Consider the following 19625-nt stretch of genomic DNA (forward strand, 5'->3'; position numbering starts at 1 on the left):
AAACGTTACTAAATAGTAATGAGTTGTATTTGCGGGATTTGAAATTAAGCTGACGGTAGAACATTTCCGTGGGGAAAGGGATCAGGCGTGCTGCATCTATATCGTTTTGATATCCTTATGATAAAGGATTCCTGAACAATGCCCGTCAATCCTTCTGGCCCGACGCGGCGGGACCTGCTGCTCAAGATAGGCCTGACCGCGGGCACGGCTGCCATGTACCAGGCCATGACCGCCCTGGGCCATGCGGCGGAATCACAGTTCAGCGGCACGCTCGATCTGGGCAGGGCGCGCAGGGGCGACAGTGTCGTGGTGCTTGGCGCTGGGCTTGCCGGCCTTGCGGCGGCCTATGAACTGGACAAGGCGGGCTACAAGGTCCGGCTTCTTGAATATCAGGACCGTGCGGGCGGGCGGAACTGGACCCTGCGCGGGGGCGACACGTATACCGAACTGGGTGGCGCAACCCAGAAAGTTGCGTTTGCGGCAGGGAACTATTTCAATCCCGGCCCGTGGCGTATTCCGCATCATCACCGGGCCATCCTGCATTACTGCAAGCAGTTCGGCGTACAGCTTGAACCGTTCATCCAGTTCAATAACAACGCATACGTGCACAGTACGAACGCATTCGGCGGCAAGCCGCAGCGGTATCGGGATGCGGCGTCGGATTTCATCGGCAATATTTCCGAACTTCTGGGCAAGTCCGTCAACCAGAACAATCTCGATCAGGTGCTGACGAAGGATGACCGTGAGCGCCTGCTGGTGGCGTTGCGCGAATGGGGCATGCTGGATGCATCCTATTCCTATCGCAAGGGGCTGCATGTTTCGAGCCGGCGCGGGTATGACCGCCCGCCCGGCGGCGGCCCCGATGGCGCGCCCATTGCCTCGGATCTGTTGCCGTTTACCGACGTGCTCGATCCGTGCGTGTGGAACACTATGAAGTTCTTCATGACGTACGAGATGCAGCCCACCATGTTCCAGCCTGTCGGCGGGATGGACATGATTGGCAAGGCATTTGCCCGGCGCATTGGCAGGTTGATCACATTCAACCGCAAGGTCACGGCCATCGACCAGGACAGTTCGGGCGTTACGATCAGCCATACCGACCGTGTCAGTGGCGCGGTGGGCCAGACAAAGGCCGACTGGTGCGTCTGCGCCATGCCGCTGACCGTGCTGGCGCAGATACCGGTGCAGGTCTCGCCCAAGATGCAGGCGGGTATCCGCGCCGTGCCCTATTCGAGCCATGCGAAGATCGGCATGGAATTCCGTCGCCGCTTCTGGGAGGAAGACGAGGCGATTTACGGCGGGATCAGTTTCACCAGCCAGGAAATCGCCCTGATTTCCTACCCCAATGACCGCATGCATTCCAGCGGGCCAGCTGTCCTGCTGGGGGGCTTTCCCCTCAGTCTCGCGGGACTGGACTTCGCGGCCATGACGCCTGAACAGCGCCTTGAGGCCGCCCTCAGGCAGGGGGAAGTGATCCACCCGCAATACCGCTCCGAATTCATGAACGGCACCTCTGTCGCGTGGAGCCGTGTGCCATGGATGCTGGGCTGTCGTGCACGATGGAGTGAAGCTGACAGGAAGGCCTATTATCAGGATCTGGTTGCGGTCGATGGCCGTATCGTCCTGGCGGGGGATCATGCATCCTATCTGGGGGGATGGCAGGAAGGTGCGCTCCTGTCCTCCATGGATGCGGTAAAGCGGTTGCACAAACGGGCACAGGAAGCTTGATGATGGGCATGCACACTATCAAGGCATGGGCTGTGGCCGCGTCTGTGGCCCTGTCTGTCGGGGGCGTGCCGTCGCTCTGCCTGGCTGCGGATGCGGCCGACCCCGCGCAACTGACCACGGGGCAGCAGGTGTACGCGCATATCTGCCAGGCCTGCCATATGGCGGATGGCCGGGGCGGCGTTGGCGCGGGAACCATCCCGGCGCTGGCATCAAACCCGCATCTGGCGGTTGCGGCCTATCCCGCAACCGTAGTCATGAACGGCAAGGGGGCCATGCCATGGTTCAATGGCGTGCTGTCGCCCGCCCAGATTGCGGATGTCGTCAATTATGTAAGGGCGCATTTCGGCAACCATTATACGGATGCCCTGACACCCCAGACGGTGGGCAGCATGGCAGGGCCACTGAAAGTCGATGACCATTGACCCCGCGTGCGGGCCTGTTCTTGTCCTGCCGGGGCGAACGGCCCGCTTCAGGAACGTGGCGTAGCGCTCTGGCCGCATGATTATTGTAAAGAAACAAGAAAGAATTTTTATATGATTGAGTGATTGCCATTGCATTTGTTTTATGGTGAATTCAAATGAGATTTTGGTAAGGGTGCTATCGATACATCTTTGCAAAAATACACTTTATCAGTCCGTTGCTTTTAAGAAACTACTGGCGGACACATAAACTGTGTGTTTTTTCGATCAGGTGCGACTGCATTCCATAAAAGCAGAAGGTGGCAAGTCCATGGGTATTCTACTTTCAAAAGAGTCTCAGGAAGACCTGCTGGAGCGGGGCTATTCCCGTCGCCAGTTCGGTCGTATTTCGGCCTTGCTCGGGCTGGGTTCGGCGGCGATGGCCGCTTCGCCGCTGCTGAGCCGGACGGCTGCTGCCAAGAGTGCCGCGGGCGCGGGTGGCAAGGCCCAGATCGAAGAGATCCAGAGCAAGGTCGGCATGGTCCGCCTTGGCAGCAACGAATGCTGGACCGGCCCCTTCCCCGCCGCGGCGCAGGCCGGGGCGGCGATGGTGCCTTATGGCAACCGCTATGAACCCTCGGACCTGCGTTCGCAGTTGATCCAGACTGTCTCCCAGGTCGAGAAGGTGCCCGAAACCCACATCCTGCCCTGGCCGGGGTCGAGTGATCCGCTGTCACGTACCGTCGTGACCTTCTGCTCTCCCACGCGCGGCCTCGTTACGGCCGACCCGACCTTTGAAAGCTCATGGCGCACCGCCGCATGGTTGGGGGTAAAGGTTACCAAGGTGCCGCTGCGGGCGGAAAACAAATACGTAACCGACGTCAAGGCGATGCTGGCGGCTGATCCGAACGCCGGTATCTACTATGTCTGCTCGCCCAACAACCCGACCGGCACGGTTACGCCGCTGGCGGACATCAAATGGCTTGTGGCCCACAAGCCCGCAGGGTCGATCGTTCTGGTCGATGAGGCCTATATCCACTTCGCAGGTGCGCCGAGTGCGGCAAAGCTCGTCGCGGAGAACAAGGATGTCGTTGTCCTGCGCACCTTCTCCAAGCTGTTTGGCATGGCCGGGCTGCGGCTGGGCCTGAGCATGGCGCGGCCTGACCTGCATGCCAAGATGATGCGTTATGATGGCGCCAGCCAGTCGGGCACGTTGTCCATCGTGGCCCTGGCAACCGGCACGTCAAGCCTGACCCAGAGCGCTGCGATTGTCGAGCGCCGCAACCAGATGATTGCCGCGCGGGAGGAAACCTTCGCTCACCTGAAGAAACGCGGCCTGACCTACCTGCCCAGCAATGCCAACATGTTCATGGTGGACTGGAAGCAGCCCGCCCAGACCATGCGCGACGCCTTTGCCAGCCGCAAGGTCGATATCGGGCGCAGCTGGCCCATCTGGCCCACCATGTCGCGCGTAACGGTTGGCTCGGCAGAAGACATGAAGGCCTTCTGCGCCGCACTTGACCAGATCATGGTCTGAAATCGGGCCGCCCTACGCGACCGGAGGCATTTTCTGCACAATTTTGCGGATGTAGATGACAGAATCGTCGCCCCGGCAGGCCTGCCGGGGCGACAGTCATATCCGGGCCTGCACCACGAGAACCGGTGCGCTGGCGATTGGCTGGCAAGGCTCCGGCAGCGTCGTTGCCAGCGGCCCTGCACATGGCCAGTTGTGACAATATTGCAAGGCGATTGCCAACCGTAATAATCGGAAAGCATGGTTGCCACGGCACGATGCAGATTCGGGCATCGGTGCGCAGGCCAGTGTGGTGACCGAAGCCGTTCCGCTACATGTATAGGTACAGGGCATGGTGCCGATATGGCGTGCAGGTGTGCCAGAACACGTAAGGCGCAGTCCGTGTAGCTCTGAAACAGTATGGTTTCTATCTTCAGAATACATAATAAATTATAAATGTAATGATTGTTCTTATGATACAAAATGCCTTCCTGACCTGAGGCACCCTGCATTCGCCCGGATATCGGGAGTGAGTTGGAAGAATCTGCCATTACATAGTTTTTGTTATGCTTTTCGATACAAAAACTCTTTCTATTGTATGATTTCATGCGTGCGTCAGGGAATTGGGATGGCTGATCATGAGTGTCATGGTCGATATCCGTCAGGGCGCATGCGGGTGTTATGACGGAAATTTCCAGAAGGCAGATCGGGATCGGGTTGTGGCGTCCGGTGCCTGGAAATAAAAGATCCTTTAATTTCATACATGTTAGTATGAAATAACATTTCGAATTAATTCCACCATGGTTGTGGATACCTTAAATACGGGTAAAGCCTTTCCTTTGTTCAAAAGCCATAATGTTGCAGTAAAGCAACAAAAGGCCGAAAAGGCAGAAGGCAGTTCTCATTTTTTATTTTTAATCGAAAATTTATTGTAAATATTTCTTGGTCGTAATTTTTTCCTGAATCAGAAAGGTGACCTCATGATTCTTAGACGTTGGCTTGTGGCTGCGACTGTTTTTACAGTCCCGACCGGAGTGGACGCCGTTATGAAGGCTGCCATGGCAGCTGATACGGACGTTGATTCATCCAGGCATCGGGTGGTCCGTTCAGCGCCATCCAAAGTATCGAGCACATCAGCTACCGCGCATAAGGCAAACACCCTGACGGCGCATTCTCGCCAGTCGGCGGGTGTGCCTGCAGATACCAATGAAGCCATTATCGTAACCGGCACGCATTCTTCCAACAGGCGCGCCCGTCAGAGCACAAGCCCCGTCACGGTTGTAACGGCCGCAACCCTGCGCCGTTCAGGCCAGATGAACCTGGCCGACGCCATCACCCGTACCTATGCCTCGATCAACGTGGGCGCGAAGGGCAGTGATACGGCGGCCCTGACATCGGCAATCCGCATGCGTGGCCTTAACCCGAATGAAGTGCTGGTTCTGGTGGATGGCAAGCGCCGCCATGTAACCGGTAACATGACGCAGAACCCCGGCCCCGCATTCGGTTCGACGCCGGTCGATCTGAACATGATCCCCGCCAACGCCATCGATCATATCGAAGTGCTGGAAGATGGCGCTGCCGCCATGTATGGCTCTGACGCCATTGCCGGTGTGGTGAACATCATCACCAAGAAGCAGGACCATGGCTTTGACGCCAGCTTCCAGACCGGTGCCAACGCCTATGCCGGCAACGGCTGGCAGTATCAGGTCAATGCCGATGGCGGCATGAAGCTGGGGCAGGACGGGTTCCTGCACGTTTCGGGGCAGGTCTACCACACCGATCATGGCATTCCCAAGGGCGCGCGCGATCACCGCCTGCTGGGCACATGGCCCGAAGGCGCGCACACCACCGGTTACTACAATGGGCTGGTGCCGGGCGCGAAGAATATTGATCCCAGCGTCAACAAGCTGATGAGCACGCCCGAAGAAACGCGTGAAAACCTGTCGATCGACTGGGGTAAGCAGTTTACGCCCGGCATCAACTTCTACGGCCTGATCACCTATGCGCACCGTCATGCGGAAGCATATGAAAACTATCGTATCCCCACCATCGCGCCCTCGATGTATCCCAATGGCTTCACGCCCATCGAAACCATGGAGGAGAACGACTACTCCGCCACGCTCGGCCTGAAGGGTGACAACTTCATGGGGTTCAACTGGGACCTCAGCACCGTGTATGGCGCGGATGAAGACAAGATCGGCGACAAGAATACCGCCAATACCGGCATGCTGGCTTCGACCTGTAATAACGGTGTTCCGGCCAATGCCTCAACGGACGGATGTGGCTGGTCACCTTCAAAGACACGTTCCGAAACCTATCGCATGGCGCAGTGGACGAACAACCTCGACTTCCGCCGTCATTTCAATATCGGCCACAAGGTTCCGATGACGCTGGCATTCGGTGCCGAGCAGCGTCTGGAAACCTATGACATCTATGCAGGCAACCCGCCCTCCTATCAGGCTGGTGGCACGCAGGGTTATGCCGGCCTGGGGCCGCAGAGCGCGGGTTCATGGAGCCGTGACATCTGGGCATGGTACCTGGATGGTGACTTTCACTTCACCAAGAAGTGGAGCGTAGACTTCGCCGGTCGATTTGAGCATTACACCGACGTTGGCAACACGGAAAACGGCAAAATTTCAACCCGTTATGACTTTAATCGCCGGGTTGCCCTGCGTGGCACCATCAGCACGGGCTTCCGTGCGCCGACCCTGGCCGAAGAACATTACAGCGCCATGAGCGTGGGCCCGACGACGGCTTCGGGCATGCTGCCCGTGTCCTCCGAAGCTGCGCGCAGCCTTGGTGCCTCGAACCTGAAGCCCGAGCGTTCGACCAGTGAAAGCGGTGGTATCGTGCTCGAACCGGTTGACGGGTTCCATGTGGAAGCGGACGTCTACCAGATCAACCTGCGTGACCGTATCGTGGGCGGTGGCACCACGAAGGGCCAGGCAGCGGTCAATGCCATTGAAAACATGGGATATACCCTGCCCGCCAACGGCCTGGACGTTTCCACCGTGTCTGCCTACTATCTGACCAATGGCGCCAGCACGCGCACGCAGGGTGTTGATATCAAGGCCGATTACATGTTCCGCATGCACCGGTATGGTAACCTGACCCTGAGCATGGCGATCGACCTCAACCGCAGTCGCCTGCACCACAATGGCGTGTCGTCCACGGGTAATGCCCTGCTCAACGCGCAGAACACCGCCTATCTGACCACGGCCTACCCGCGCAGCAAGATCATCCTGAACGCCTTCTATACGATTGGCGCCTGGGACTTCAACGTTCGTCAGACCCGCTATGGCCAGACGACGACATGCTGACCTATTACGACTATACCACCAGCGGTTCGTGTGGGAGCGGGGCGCTTTATGCATCCAACACCTGCTTTGCACAGTTCAAGAACACGCCGCGGTGGCTGACCGATATCGAAATCGGTTACCGGGTCAACCGCCACCTGCATCTTGCTGTTGGCGCGAACAACGTCTTCAACATCCGGCCCCGTCGTCTGCCCACGGAAAACGATTCCAACGGCGTCAACCTGTATGACCAGAACTCCTCTCAGGTTCCGATCATGGGTGGTTATTACTATGGCCGCATAAACGCGACTTTCTGAGATCTCTCGTTTATTCTGCCTGCCTGGGCACACCGGATTCCGTTCGGTGTGCCTTTTTTCTGTGCCGGTAATGAAATGATGCGGATGCGTGGAGCGTTACAGGATTCCTGTTCCGAATTGATGATGTATCCCCGCCTGCGCCACGATATTCCGAACTCGTAATATTGCGGCGTCGCAACTTACTGATTATAAAAACCACAATACAATGCGGCCTTCCCCGAACTGTCTTGGGACAGGACGTATTTTCCTTAACAGGGAGCCCTGCCTTATGGCCTCTTCAACCCGACGCCAGCTTCTGACCGCACTTGGCCTTGCCGGAGGCACTGCCGCTCTCTACCAGGCCATGACGGTCATGGGGTATGCAGCCGACTCACGCTTTACCGGGCCACCAGCCCTGTCCGGTGCTCGCAAGGGTACAAAAGTGCTTGTTCTGGGAGCGGGGCTTGCCGGCATGCTGGCGGCCTATGAACTGCGCAAGGCCGGTTATTCCGTAAGTGTCCTTGAATACCAGAACCGGACCGGCGGCCGGAACTGGACACTGCGCGGCGGTGACCGCGTGGTTGAAATGGGCACGCCTGTACAGAAAGTCGAATTCGCGCCGGGCAACTATATCAACCCCGGTCCGTGGCGCATTCCCTATCACCACCGTGCCCTGCTGCATTACTGCAGGCAGTTCGGGGTTGCGCTCGAACCGTTCATCCAGCTCAATTACAATGCATTTGTGCACAGCCCCGATGCGTTCGGTGGCAAGCCCATGCGGTATCGTGACGTGGCCTGTGACTTCACGGGTGTCGTGGCCGAGTTGCTGGCAAAGTCGATCGATGGGCACACGCTTGACCAGGAACTGACCCAGGAAGACCGCATGCAGCTCAAGGAAGCGATGCGCGGCTGGGGTTTTCTGGACGAGGACTTCCGCTACAAAAGCAGCGTGCATACCTCAACGCGGCGCGGGTGGGACAAGCGCCCTGGTGGTGGCCCGGATGGCGCACCCGTACCCTCCGCGTTGCTTGACCGGCAGGATCTGTTCAGGCCAGCGATGTGGCAGTCCCTTTCCGCCTTCATGAATTACGAGATGCAGACGACCATGTTCCAGCCCGTGGGCGGGGTGGACATGATCGGCAAGGGGTTTGCAAAACAGGTTTCCGATCTCATCACCATGAATGCGCGCGTCAGCCGCATTGCGCAGGATGACCACGGCGTGCGCGTGACGTGGGAGAATACCGCAACGGGCAAGGTCTCGGAGGAGACGGCTGACTGGTGTGTGTGCACCATTCCGCTTTCCGTCCTGAGCCAGATCGATGTTCAGGTTTCCTCCGGAATGAAGGCCGCCATCGGCGCGGTTCCCTATACATCGCATATCAAGATGGGGCTGGAGTTCAAGCGCCGGTTCTGGGAACAGGATGATGACATCTACGGTGGCATCAGCTTCACCAATCAGGAGATCTCGCAGGTTTCCTATCCCAGCTACGGCTTTCAGTCATCCGGTCCGGCGGTTCTGCTCGGGGCTTATACCAAGAGCATGGCGGGGCTTGATATTGCCGGCATGACGCCCGCGCAGCGTATCGAGACCGGGCTTGCACAGGGTTCGGTGCTGCACCCGCAATACCGTAAGGAATTCAGCAACGGCGTGGCCGTGGCATGGAGCCGCATGCCCTGGTCGCTTGGTTGCTGCGCCATCTGGAGCGCGGAAAGCCGCAAGCAGCATTACCGCAACCTGACGGAAATCGATGGCCGTATCGTGCTGGCGGGTGAACATGCCTCCTATCTGGGTTGCTGGCAGGAGGGTGCGATCCTTTCCTCCCTTGACGCGATCAAACGACTTCACAAACGGGCGCAGGAGGCCTGAGCATGAACCGTAACATTCTGCACATGCTCGCCATTATTGGCATTTCGGCGTTTCCGGTGCTGGCGCACGCTGATTCCCCCGGTGCGGGCGGGGACAGCAAGAACGATATGCAGACCGGGGCCGAAGTCTATCAGCATGTCTGCCAGGCCTGTCATATGGCTGATGGCAAGGGAGGCAAGGGCGCTGCGATCATTCCGGCGCTGGCTGGCAACTCCAAGCTTGCCATGGCGGCCTATCCCGCTGGTATCGTCCTTAATGGTTATGGCGCGATGCCGTGGTTTAACGGCACATTGTCGGCTGAACAGATTGCCAATGTGGTCAATTATGTCCGTACGCATTTTGGCAATGCCTATACCGATACGCTTTCGGCCAGTGATGTTAAGGCCATGTCCGGCCCCGTGCCGCACATGACGCATTGACCGGCGTGACCTGACGGCAGTGCATGTTACCGGCTGCGCCGTGGCTTCACGTGGGGGCACTCGCGGCCTGACAGGGCGCATGCCGGGTTGCTGCGCATTGAAAGACATATGTGCGCGGGGACGATGAACGAAAAGCCCGGCGTGTTGTGCCAGTATGCATGCCCATCAGGTCTGGAATGGTGACGTGCCGGTGGCAGCCATGCCGGTAGTTTTGAATACAGAATATTTATCAGATGACGGTTCTTGTCAGGGCGCGCGGTTTTCCTTTGTTACATGCCTGATCGCCTGACCAGATCAGGCCGTGTTGCGGCGTTATCAATTTTCCTGTCAAGTAATGCATTGGAAGTATTATTGTATGACTGACCGTGCGGGAGCTGCTTTTGGGCGATACGGGAAAAGCCTTTTCATTGTGCTCATGCTTTTTCTTGGGCTGGTGTTTGGCATAATATGCAATATGTACGGCGGCCCATTACAGGAATATACTGTCGCCAGTGCACAATACATACTGGGCCTGTTCATACGGCTTGTAAAAATGATCATCGTGCCGCTGGTTATGGCGGGGCTTATTTCCGGTTTGGGCAACCTGGCGCAGCACAAGGGGGTGGGGCGACTGGTTGGCAGGCTGGCGGTATGGATTATCTGTGCCTCGGTCATCTCGCTTGGCATTGGCATGATGACATCGGAAGTCTTTCATCCCGGGCGTCTTCTGTCATCGCAGATCGGCCTGTCGCATGAAAAAATGGATATTCCGACAATCAGCCTGGCCGAGCAGGTCACCCATATCATTCCATCCAGTATTATCGATGCCATGGCGCATAACGAGATCATGCAGGTTACTGCGTTCTCGCTCCTGTTCGGGCTGGGGCTGATCTCGCGCTATAAAAATACCACAACGGTTATCCTGCAGGCCTGCAACGAGTTTTTTAATGTGATGTTGCGGGTGACCGAAATCATCATGAAATCAATACCGCTGGTTGTCTTTGCCTCCACGGCATTGATCGCGGCCCGCTCCGGATATCAGTTGGTCATATCCTATCTGTATATCATTCTGGAATTCTACGTGGCGGTCATGCTGCTGGTGCTTGCATGGTTCTGCGCGGGATTCTTCTGCATGGGGCGGGATGTTTTCCGTCTCTCGCGCAATATTGTACAGGCGCTGATCCTGGCTTTTTCAACAGGCAGTTCCGAGGCCGCCTATTCTGAACTGATCGAAAACCTGGAAGAATTCGGTGTCAATCGTGAAGTATCAGGGTTTCTCCTTCCCCTGTGCTACAGCTTTAACATGGATGGCGCGATGATGTTCCAGTCCTTCAGTGTTGTGCTGATTGCCGATGCTTACGGCATCCATCTGGGTTTTCTTACATTATGCTATATTTTTGGCTTCCTGTTCATCAGTTCAAAGGGAATGGCGATCGTGCCACGTGGTGCGATCATCATTCTGGGTAACGTGCTGCCTACATTCGGCCTGCCTCCCGAAGGTATATTGCTGCTGCTGGGTGTGGATCATTTCTTTGACATGGCCCGCACGGCTGCCAGTATCTACGGAATATCTGTTCTTGTCGGTATTCTTGGCCGTCCGGCTGTGCATGACAACATGATCCCCGAGGAAACATGATGACCTGTAATATGGATTTTTCCAGTGACAATCGCATGGGGGTCAATCCCCAGATCCTTGATGCCCTGCACGCGGCCAATCAGGGGCCTGCGGCAGCTTATGGCCATGATGACCTGACCCATAGCCTGGATCAGGTTGTGGGGGATTTTCTTGGGGCGAAGGTTGCGACATTCCCCATCATTTCGGGCACGGCCGCAAACTGCCTGCCCATTGCCGCGTTCACGCCGCCCTATGGCGGAATTGTCTGTTCTGAAAATGCACATATCCTGCGGGCGGAATGTGGTGCGCCCGAGTTCTTTACCAGCGGGTCAAAGATGCTTCCGGCTGCGGCGCAATCAGGCAGGATGACGGCGGAAGGGCTGGCGGCGCTGCTGGCCTCCTATCCTGCTGCTGCTACGGACACGACGGTACCGAAGGTCCTGAGCCTGACGCAGGTGACGGAATGCGGAACGGTCTATACGCTGGACGAGATCATGGCCCTGACCCGTATCGCGCATGAACGGGGCATGATGGTGCACATGGATGGCGCGCGTTTTGCCAACGCGGTCGTGGCGCTGGGGTGCACGCCTGCCGATATGTCGTGGCGGGCAGGGGTGGATGTGCTGTCGCTTGGCACCAGCAAGAACGGCACGATCTGCGGAGAAGTAATCGTTTTCTTCAACCCCGACAGGGCCGAAAATTTCAGGCGCTACATCAAGCGTGCCGGGCACATGATGGCCAAGCAGCGGTTTGTCTCCGCACAGATTGTCGCTCATCTTGCCGATGAGCTCTGGCGGCATAATGCTTCCAACGCCAATGCCATGGCCAGGCGGCTGCATGATGGCCTGGCGCGGCAGGAAGGGATCGCGATCGTCCATGAGGTTGAGGCCAACATCGTATTCGTCGCCATGCCCGAGGCACATGTGCAGGCGCTGCAGGCACAGGGGTTTGCGTTCCATACGGTCGGGCAGGACCCGGCAGGCAGCCCGGTCGTGCGATTTGTGACCAGTTTCATGACAACAGCGGATGACGTGGACCATCTTCTTGGCGCCATCAGCCAGGCGTGTGCATGACAGCGTGACGTGACGCTTTTGCAAAGTCTCTCGGGCAGGTGATTGGCGCTGTACCGCTGGCAGGGGCAACCTGCCTGTGACAGATGCGTTGGGCCATGACGGACGACGTGGAAGGATCCGGCCATGACGCATGACGACTCTGAAAAATCTGGTGGCAGGTCAGCCGGGGAGGGGGCGCGCTATCCGGCACCCGGCGTCAGTTCACCGCCCGAGGCCCGGCCTGACCCGGATGCAGAAAAAACGCCTAGCCCTGAGCCTGTTCCCACCGACCTGCCTGATCCGCTCACCCTGCCGCAGCATGATGGCGAGGAAGATACGCCAGGCTGAAGCGGGGTCGCAGGGCTAGAGCAGCTTCATGATCTTGAGCAGGAACCACGTGATCATCATGAAGATGAAGCAGATGCCGCCTGCTTCCATCGTGCCCATGGCGCCCGAGGCCAGGAACATGCCGCCGGTATTCATGCCAAAGAAACCGGTCACGAAGGTGGCGGGCAGCATGAGCGTGGTCACGATGGAGACGGTGTAAAGGCGGCGGTTGGTTTCTTCCGCCTGGCCTGATGCCAGTTCATCCTGCAGCGAGCGCGCGCGGTCCTGTAGTGCCAGAAGGTCATCGAGGGCCGCGTGGATCTGGCGTTGCGAGCGGTCGCGTATGTCATCTTCCGCCCATTCGGGCAGTTCAAGGTCTTCGTTGTGGAAGATGCGGTCCACGGGCGAGATCACGCGCCGCAGTTCGGTCGAGCGGCGGCGCACGCGCCCGATCAGTCCGCTGATGCGCCCGAAATCGGTGTGCTGGTCCAGTGTCAGCAGCAGGTCCTCGGCACGGTCGAGCTGGTCATCGAGCATGGCGATGTTGCGCCGCACGGTATCGGCGAATTCCAGCAGCGTGTGGTCCACGACCTCGGCGGGGGAATCGAAGGATTCATTGCGTTGCAGCGCGCGGTACACCACGCCAAGTGCCGGCACCGGCTGGCGGCGGGTGGTGATGAGCAGGTCGGGCAGCACGGCAAAGCGCCAGGCGGAGAGGTTTTTGTCATCCTCCGACATGGCATCATCAAAGCCGGGCAGGGCGCCGTACACGATGTCGCCTTCCGCCTCTACATTGGTACCGCGGTCGGTGCTGCCGAGTGCGAGGCGCACTTCCTCGGGCAGGCAGGGTATGGCCTGGATGTGGGCGCGGCTGGCGGTATGAACGATGTCGTAATGCAGCCAGACCCATGAATCAGGGCTGGCGGGCGAGCCGCCTTCAAGCGCACGCGTGATCTGTTCATCATTGAGCCGCACGGGGCGGTGGCCGGACTGGCAGCCAATGGCCCAGACCAGCCCGTTCGAGATGGATGTGGCGGGCGGTCTGCCCTCCATCGGCATGGCGGCGGCATCCGCTGCGGGAAAGTCGGGAACGGTTTCCATCGCTTGTCCCTCCATCATGCCGCCTGCTGCGGCTGTCGTGTCCGGGTGGCTTACATGAAAACGGGCGGGCGGCGGCCACAGGCCACGCGTCCGCCCGTTCCACGCAACCGCGCCTTATTTCATCAGGTCGGGGGAGACCTTGCCGCCATTGGCCGCAAGCTTCTGCATGACCTGCTTGATCAGCCAGACATTCATGGAAGCGGAATCGTTCATGTCGCCGCTGTAGTGCAGTTCGGTGGCCAGTTCCTTGCGCGCGGCAAGCGAGCTGTCCAGCCCGAGCAGCTTCATCAGGTCAACGATCGAGGTCTGCCAGTTCAGCTTCTCGGGGTTCTTGGCGGCCAGCGCGCCCAGCACGGCATCCACGTCCACCGGCTGTGCCGGGGCTGCGGCCGCAGCCGCGGCAGCAGGAGCGGCCGCAGCAGCTGCGGGGGTTGCTGCCGGGGTGGCGGCAGTAGCGGTGTGGCTGCCAAAAATCTTGGACAGGATTGAACCGAAAATGCTCATGATCTCTTTCTCCATCGTGTATCCGGCCTGGCGGGTGCCAGGCCGTTCACATGCGTATCAGGGTCGCCTGACAGCGCTCAGTAACGGTACTCTGCATTCTTGAAGGGACCATTGACCGGCACGTCGATGTAATCCGCCTGTTCCTTGGTCATTTTGGAGAGGTGAGCCCCCACCTTGGCCAGGTGCAGGAAGGCGACCTTCTCATCAAGGTGCTTGGGCAGGGTGTAGACCTTGTTTTCGTACTTGCCTTCGGGTGCCTGCCACAGTTCGAGCTGTGCGAGCGTCTGGTTGGTGAACGACGCGGACATCACGAACGAGGGGTGGCCCGTGGCGTTGCCGAGGTTCACCAGACGCCCTTCGGACAGCACGATCAGGCGCTTGCCGTCGGGGAAGACGACCTCATCAACCTGCGGCTTGATGTTGTCCCAGGTGTAGTTGCGCAGGGCATTGATCTGGATCTCGGAATCGAAATGCCCGATGTTGCACACGATGGCGCGGTGCTTCATCTCGCGCATGTGCTCGATGGTGATGATGTCGATGTTGCCCGTGGCGGTCACGAAGATATCGCCGCGCGGGGCGGCCTCTTCCATCGTAACAACCTCGTAGCCTTCCATCGCGGCCTGCAGCGCGCAGATGGGGTCGACTTCGGTTACCAGCACGCGGCAGCCTGCGTTGCGCAGCGATGCGGCGGAACCCTTGCCCACGTCGCCATAACCGGCCACCACGGCCACCTTGCCGGCCATCATCACGTCCGTGCCACGGCGGATGGCGTCCACCAGGCTCTCGCGGCAGCCGTACAGGTTGTCGAACTTCGACTTGGTCACGCTGTCATTGACGTTGATGGCCGGAACCTTCAGCGTGCCCTTCTTTTCCATCTCCCACAGGCGGTGCACGCCGGTGGTGGTCTCCTCCGACAGGCCGCGCACGTTCTTGAGCAGTTCGGGATACTTGTCGTGCATCATGACGGTCAGGTCGCCGCCATCATCGAGGATCATGTTGGGCGTCCAGCCATCGGGCCCATGAATGGTCTGCTCGATGCACCAGTTGAACTCGTCTTCCGTCAGGCCCTTCCAGGCAAACACGGGCACGCCGGTTGCGGCGATGGCGGCGGCGGCCTGGTCCTGCGTCGAGAAAATGTTGCATGACGACCAGCGCACCTCGGCGCCGAGCGCGGTCAGGGTCTCGATCAGCACGGCAGTCTGGATCGTCATGTGCAGGCAGCCTGCGATCCGTGCGCCCTTGAGCGGCTGGGAGGGGCCATATTCCGCGCGCAGTGCCATCAGGCCCGGCATTTCGCCTTCAGCGATCGAGATTTCCTTGCGGCCCCACTCGGCGAGCGAGATATCCTTGACCTTGTAGTCGGTGCTGGTGGTCATGTTTTATCCTGTATTCGTTAATTCGGCACAGGATATACCCGTTTGGGCGCGACTGATCCAGAGCGGGCGGGATTTGCGTTCACGCGATCGTGCGGGCAACCGCGTCGGCCTGGTCGAGCAGGCGCAGGAAGTTCTCACCCCACAGGGCCGCGATCTGAGCGTGGTCATAGCCTCGGCGCAGCAGTTCGGCGGTGAGATTGCCCGATTCCGAGGCATCGGCCCAGCCGCGTATGCCGCCACCGCCATCGAAATCCGATGAGATGCCAACATGCTTGATGCCGATTCGCTGCACGGCGTAATCGATATGGTCCACGAAATCCGCCACCGTGACGGGGCGGATGTCGCGCACGTCGCGCGGGCGCAGGAAGGCGTCCATCGCGGTGATGTGGATCACGCCGCCACACGCGCGCAGCGCATCAAGCTGGCCATCATCAAGGTTGCGGGGGTGATCGCACAGCGCCCGCACGCACGAATGGCTGGCAAAGACCGGCGCGCGCGAGAGTTCGACCGCCTGCATCATGGTGTCGCGTGCGGTGTGTGACACATCGATGAGCATGCCGGTGCGGTTCATTTCCGCAATGGCCGCCCGCCCCAGCGCCGACAGGCCGCCATGCAGGCTTTCGGGGTCGTTGAGGTGGTGCATGGGGCGCGCCGAGTCGGCCAGGCTGTTATGGCCGTTATGGGTCAGCGTCATGTAACGCGCGCCAAGGGCGCGGAACTGCCTGATCAGCGAGAGGTTGTCGCCCATCGCATAACCGTTCTCCACGGCGGGCACGATGGCGATGTCACCGGCTTCATATGCCGCGCGCACGCCTGCCGCCGTATCGCACACGCGCACGCCCTCGATCCGGCCTGCATCGTTGATCACGCGCAGCATGGCCAGCGCGCGCGCCGAGGCGGCGGCATGCCCGTCCGCATCGCACACGCCCTGACCTATATAGGCCACGAGGCACGCCGCCCGCAGCCCGCCTGCGCGCATGCGTGGCAGGTCCACCCGGCGCGAGGGCGCGCCGGTGGCGAAGTCACCCCGGTCAGGCCACGGAATATCGACATGGGTATCGAGGGTCAGGATGGTGTGGTGCAGGTCGGCGGATGTATCGGTCATTCGGTCCTCGTCTGGTGCTGATAATGAACCACATGCAGCCCAGTCCTGAAAACTGGGCATAAAACAAAAGCCGCGTGATGTCGTTAGGGTGACAGACGGCGACACGTCCTGCCCCGGCCTGGTCGCCACCCTGCCGCCCTTGCGCCGGGGCACCATGCAACGCCGGGGCGCCAGGCGAAGGAACGACCATGACCACCATCCCCCTGCTGACCCTCAATGACGGACGCAAGATCCCCGCGATCGGGTTTGGCACCTATCCGCTCGACAACCCGCAGGCCGAGGCCGCCGTGCGCGAGGCGCTCTCCGCAGGCTACCGCCTGTTCGACACGGCGGCGCGTTACGGTAATGAAAGCGGGGTAGGCACCGGCCTGCTCAGTTTTGATGTGGGGCGTGAGGACATCTTTGTCACCACCAAGCTGCGCGGGGCCGAGCAGGGCTTTGACAGCACGCTGCGCGCATTCGAGGCCAGTCTCGAGCGGCTCAAGATGAGTTACATCGATATGTATCTCATCCATTGGCCGCTTCCCACCAAGGATCTGTATGTGGAAAGCTGGAAAGCGATGATCCGGCTGCAAAAGGAGGGGCGGGTGCGCTCCATCGGCGTCTCCAACTTCCTGCCCGAGCACCTGCAGCGCCTTGTGGACGAAACGGGTGTGACGCCCGCAGTCAACCAGATCGAGATGCATGTCGACTTCGCACAGGCAGCGCAGCGGGAAGTTGACAGCAAACTGGGTATTCTCACGCAGGCCTGGAGCCCGCTGGGGCGTGGCGCGATCCTCAAGGACCCCACCCTGGCCCGCGTGGCCGAGCGGCATGGGCGCACGCCCGCGCAGGTCATGCTGCGCTGGGTGGTGCAGACGGGCTCGGTGCCCATTCCCAAAAGCGCCCACCCCGAGCGCATGCGCGCCAACCTGCGCGTGTTTGACTTCCAGCTGACCGATGAGGACATGCGCGACCTCGCCACCCTCGATGCCCCGGCCAACCGCACCGGCGGCGACCCGGCCACCTATATCGAGGAATAACCGCACTGCCATCGCCCTGCCGCCACCACGCCATGGTGGCGGCAGGGCAGGATTGCACAAGCCGGAACCACGCTGTTATGGTGCGGCGCCCGTTCCCTGCCGGGCGGGCCATGTCGGCACGTCCTTCATGGGGGCGCGGGCATGAGCAGGATCACGGCACGACATGGCAGTAGCGCAGGCATACGCAGCATCAGGTGAAGCGGGCGACCGGGTTGGCTGGCCATTTCGCCCATCGCCCCGCCGCCTCCTGCGCTGGCTTGCGCTTGGGTTCGCGGGCGCGCTTGCCGCCTGCGCCCATAATGGCGCGGCCACCATGAACGAAGAGCAGATGATCCACGAGGCCGAGTCCTACCGCGCCCGTGCTCATTCCAGCTACACGCCGCCTGGCCCCCCCGATGACCCGTGGGGTCCCTACATTACCGAGGCCGCGCAGCACTTTGACGTGCCTGCGGTGTGGATACGCGAGGTGATGCACCGCGAATCGGGTGGCCAGCTTTACCGCAACGGGCAGTTCGTCACCTCGCTGCCCGGTGCCATGGGCCTGATGCAGCTCATGCCCCCCACCTATGACGAGATGCGCGCGCGCTACAGCCTTGGCCCCGACGCCTTCGAGCCGCATGACAACATCATGGCGGGGACCGCCTATATCCGCGAGATGTATGACATCTACGGCTCGCCCGGCTTCCTGGCTGCCTATAACAGCGGGCCGGGACGGCTGGATGATTTTGTTGATCACTATCACACCCTGCCCAAGGAAACGCGCGACTACGTGGCCGCCATCGGGCCGCGCATCGCAGGGAGTTCGCCCGTCAACCGCTCGCAGGCTGATCTGCTGATCGAGGCGCGCGCCCTGGCCCGCGCGCAGGCCGCCCAGAACAGCCGCAGCAGCCGTAACCGGGGGCGGCAGATGCTGGCCTCCGTGCCGAAGGGCACCATGGCCGATACGCCCTCGCCCGAGGCCTCCGCCGTGCGGGCGGCCTGGCGTGCCCGCGCGCAGGACGGCATGGCCCCCATGGCGGCGGCGGGCGAGCGCCCCGGCGTGATCAGCATGGCGGGCGGGCATGGCTGGAGCGTGCAGGTGGGCGCCTATGGCTCGGCAGGGCAGGCGGAGCAGGCGGCAGGGCAGGCACGGGCCAAGGTTTCGCTCAGCGGCGTGCACACGCAGGTTGCAAGCGTTGCATCCGGGCGTGGTCATGTCTATCGTGCAAGGCTGACCGGCCTTTCGCACGATGCAGCCCAGCAGTTGTGCCAGAGGCTTGGTGGCTCAGGCTGTCAGATTCTGCCGCCGACCACATGATGGCATTGGCCTCTGTAACGGGGTGTGAGGAAACATGAGGTATTTTTACAGGCGTCCGCGTGGGGCATTGCCGGGGCTGTGCCTGCCGCTGGTGGGCCTCATGGCCTTCGCCGCGTTCATCTGCTTTTCTCCCGCACATGCCGCCCTGCCGGTGGGCAGCCAGGCGCCGCTGTTCGATGCCCAGGCCACGCGCAATGGCAGCGAGTTCAGCTTTCGCCTGGCTGATGCGCTCAGGCAGGGGCCGGTGGTGCTGTATTTCTACCCCGCCGCCTTCACCCGTGGCTGCACCATAGAAGCGCATGACTTCGCTGATGCCATGGACCAGTACAAGGCACTCGGTGCCACGGTCATTGGCGTTTCCACCGATGACATGCCCACGCTGGACCGTTTCTCGGTCAGTGAGGGACATGGCCGCTTTCCCGTGGCAGCCGATCCGCATGGCGAGATTGCCCGCAAGTATGACAGCCGCCTGCCGCTGCTCAACCGTGCGAGTCGCACCTCTTATGTCATCGCGCCCGATGGCAAGGTGATCTATGCCTACAGCGCGCTTTCGCCTTCGGGCCATGTCAGCAGGACGCTTGATGCGCTGCGGCAGTGGCAGGCCGCACAGGGCCGGGCCACCAGGGTATCGCTGCCCGCAGGCCCCACGGCTCCATAATATAAAAGTTTCGGGTGCCGCCTTTTTGCAAAAAGGCGGCATTTTCTAACGCTTGCTGCCCTCTGCCCACGC

At 60.2% G+C, this 19625-nt stretch carries 17 protein-coding genes and 1 pseudogene; 14 read left to right on the plus strand and 4 right to left on the minus strand.

Annotated elements, in window-relative coordinates; all coding sequences use genetic code 11:
• Window positions 1-138: 138 nt before the first annotated feature.
• From FMA36_RS07185 to FMA36_RS07230, 11 genes and pseudogenes are all read left to right on the plus strand, one after another.
• Complete coding sequence (locus FMA36_RS07185) at window positions 139-1728, plus strand: flavin monoamine oxidase family protein (RefSeq protein WP_159261771.1); 1590 nt, start codon at window positions 139-141, stop codon at window positions 1726-1728.
• Between the two features lie 8 nt (window positions 1729-1736).
• Window positions 1737-2150, plus strand: a complete 414-nt coding sequence (locus tag FMA36_RS07190; RefSeq protein ID WP_206065223.1) for a c-type cytochrome — start codon at window positions 1737-1739, stop codon at window positions 2148-2150.
• Between the two features lie 307 nt (window positions 2151-2457).
• Window positions 2458-3663, plus strand: coding sequence for a pyridoxal phosphate-dependent aminotransferase (locus tag FMA36_RS07195; RefSeq protein ID WP_159261772.1), 1206 nt, complete (start codon window positions 2458-2460; stop codon window positions 3661-3663).
• Window positions 3664-3718: 55 nt separating this feature from the next.
• Window positions 3719-3859, plus strand: a complete 141-nt coding sequence (locus FMA36_RS07200) for a hypothetical protein (RefSeq protein WP_159261773.1) — start codon at window positions 3719-3721, stop codon at window positions 3857-3859.
• Window positions 3860-4439: 580 nt separating this feature from the next.
• The gene (locus FMA36_RS19705) at window positions 4440-4574 is read left to right on the plus strand and encodes a hypothetical protein (RefSeq protein ID WP_276612610.1); all 135 of its coding nucleotides are present in this window, start codon (window positions 4440-4442) and stop codon (window positions 4572-4574) included.
• A gap of 45 nt (window positions 4575-4619) precedes the next feature.
• Window positions 4620-7252: pseudogene (locus tag FMA36_RS07205) on the plus strand (TonB-dependent receptor plug domain-containing protein).
• 268 nt (window positions 7253-7520) lie between these two features.
• Entirely contained in the window at window positions 7521-9098 is a 1578-nt protein-coding gene (locus FMA36_RS07210) for a flavin monoamine oxidase family protein (protein ID WP_159261774.1), read from the plus strand.
• Window positions 9099-9100: 2 nt separating this feature from the next.
• Complete coding sequence (locus FMA36_RS07215) at window positions 9101-9517, plus strand: c-type cytochrome (protein ID WP_159261775.1); 417 nt, start codon at window positions 9101-9103, stop codon at window positions 9515-9517.
• Between the two features lie 415 nt (window positions 9518-9932).
• A complete protein-coding gene (locus FMA36_RS07220; RefSeq protein WP_276612616.1) occupies window positions 9933-11132 on the plus strand; it encodes a dicarboxylate/amino acid:cation symporter in 1200 nt (399 codons plus the stop codon).
• Entirely contained in the window at window positions 11129-12184 is a 1056-nt protein-coding gene (locus tag FMA36_RS07225; protein WP_240906516.1) for a threonine aldolase family protein, read from the plus strand. The genes FMA36_RS07220 and FMA36_RS07225 overlap by 4 nt, the downstream gene beginning before the upstream one ends.
• 123 nt (window positions 12185-12307) lie before the next feature.
• Window positions 12308-12511 carry a hypothetical protein gene (locus FMA36_RS07230; RefSeq protein WP_159261777.1) on the plus strand — a complete coding sequence of 68 codons (204 nt, stop codon included), beginning with the start codon at window positions 12308-12310 and terminating at the stop codon, window positions 12509-12511.
• A gap of 15 nt (window positions 12512-12526) precedes the next feature.
• Here FMA36_RS07230 and FMA36_RS07235 read toward each other — a convergent pair whose 3' ends face one another.
• The 4 genes from FMA36_RS07235 to FMA36_RS07250 all read right to left on the minus strand — a co-directional run bounded on the left by FMA36_RS07235 (window position 12527) and on the right by FMA36_RS07250 (window position 16576).
• On the minus strand, window positions 12527-13591 hold the full coding sequence (locus FMA36_RS07235; protein WP_408885651.1) for a transporter: 1065 nt from the start codon (window positions 13589-13591) through the stop codon (window positions 12527-12529).
• 114 nt (window positions 13592-13705) lie between these two features.
• Entirely contained in the window at window positions 13706-14095 is a 390-nt protein-coding gene (locus FMA36_RS07240; protein ID WP_159261779.1) for a DUF3597 domain-containing protein, read from the minus strand.
• A gap of 77 nt (window positions 14096-14172) precedes the next feature.
• Window positions 14173-15471, minus strand: a complete 1299-nt coding sequence (ahcY, locus tag FMA36_RS07245; RefSeq protein ID WP_159261780.1) for an adenosylhomocysteinase — start codon at window positions 15469-15471, stop codon at window positions 14173-14175.
• Between the two features lie 79 nt (window positions 15472-15550).
• On the minus strand, window positions 15551-16576 hold the full coding sequence (locus FMA36_RS07250; RefSeq protein ID WP_159261781.1) for a dipeptidase: 1026 nt from the start codon (window positions 16574-16576) through the stop codon (window positions 15551-15553).
• Between the two features lie 188 nt (window positions 16577-16764).
• Here FMA36_RS07250 and FMA36_RS07255 point away from each other — a divergent pair, with 188 nt between their 5' ends.
• The 3 genes from FMA36_RS07255 (at window position 16765) to FMA36_RS07265 (ending at window position 19553) form a co-directional block, all read left to right on the plus strand.
• Complete coding sequence (locus FMA36_RS07255; protein ID WP_159261782.1) at window positions 16765-17598, plus strand: aldo/keto reductase; 834 nt, start codon at window positions 16765-16767, stop codon at window positions 17596-17598.
• A 163-nt stretch (window positions 17599-17761) separates the two neighbouring features.
• Window positions 17762-18895 carry a lytic transglycosylase domain-containing protein gene (locus FMA36_RS07260; RefSeq protein ID WP_159261783.1) on the plus strand — a complete coding sequence of 378 codons (1134 nt, stop codon included), beginning with the start codon at window positions 17762-17764 and terminating at the stop codon, window positions 18893-18895.
• A 34-nt stretch (window positions 18896-18929) separates the two neighbouring features.
• Window positions 18930-19553, plus strand: a complete 624-nt coding sequence (locus tag FMA36_RS07265) for a peroxiredoxin (protein WP_159261784.1) — start codon at window positions 18930-18932, stop codon at window positions 19551-19553.
• Window positions 19554-19625 lie beyond the last annotated feature (72 nt).

The organism is Komagataeibacter xylinus (genome assembly GCF_009834365.1).
GTDB lineage: Bacteria > Pseudomonadota > Alphaproteobacteria > Acetobacterales > Acetobacteraceae > Komagataeibacter > Komagataeibacter xylinus_D.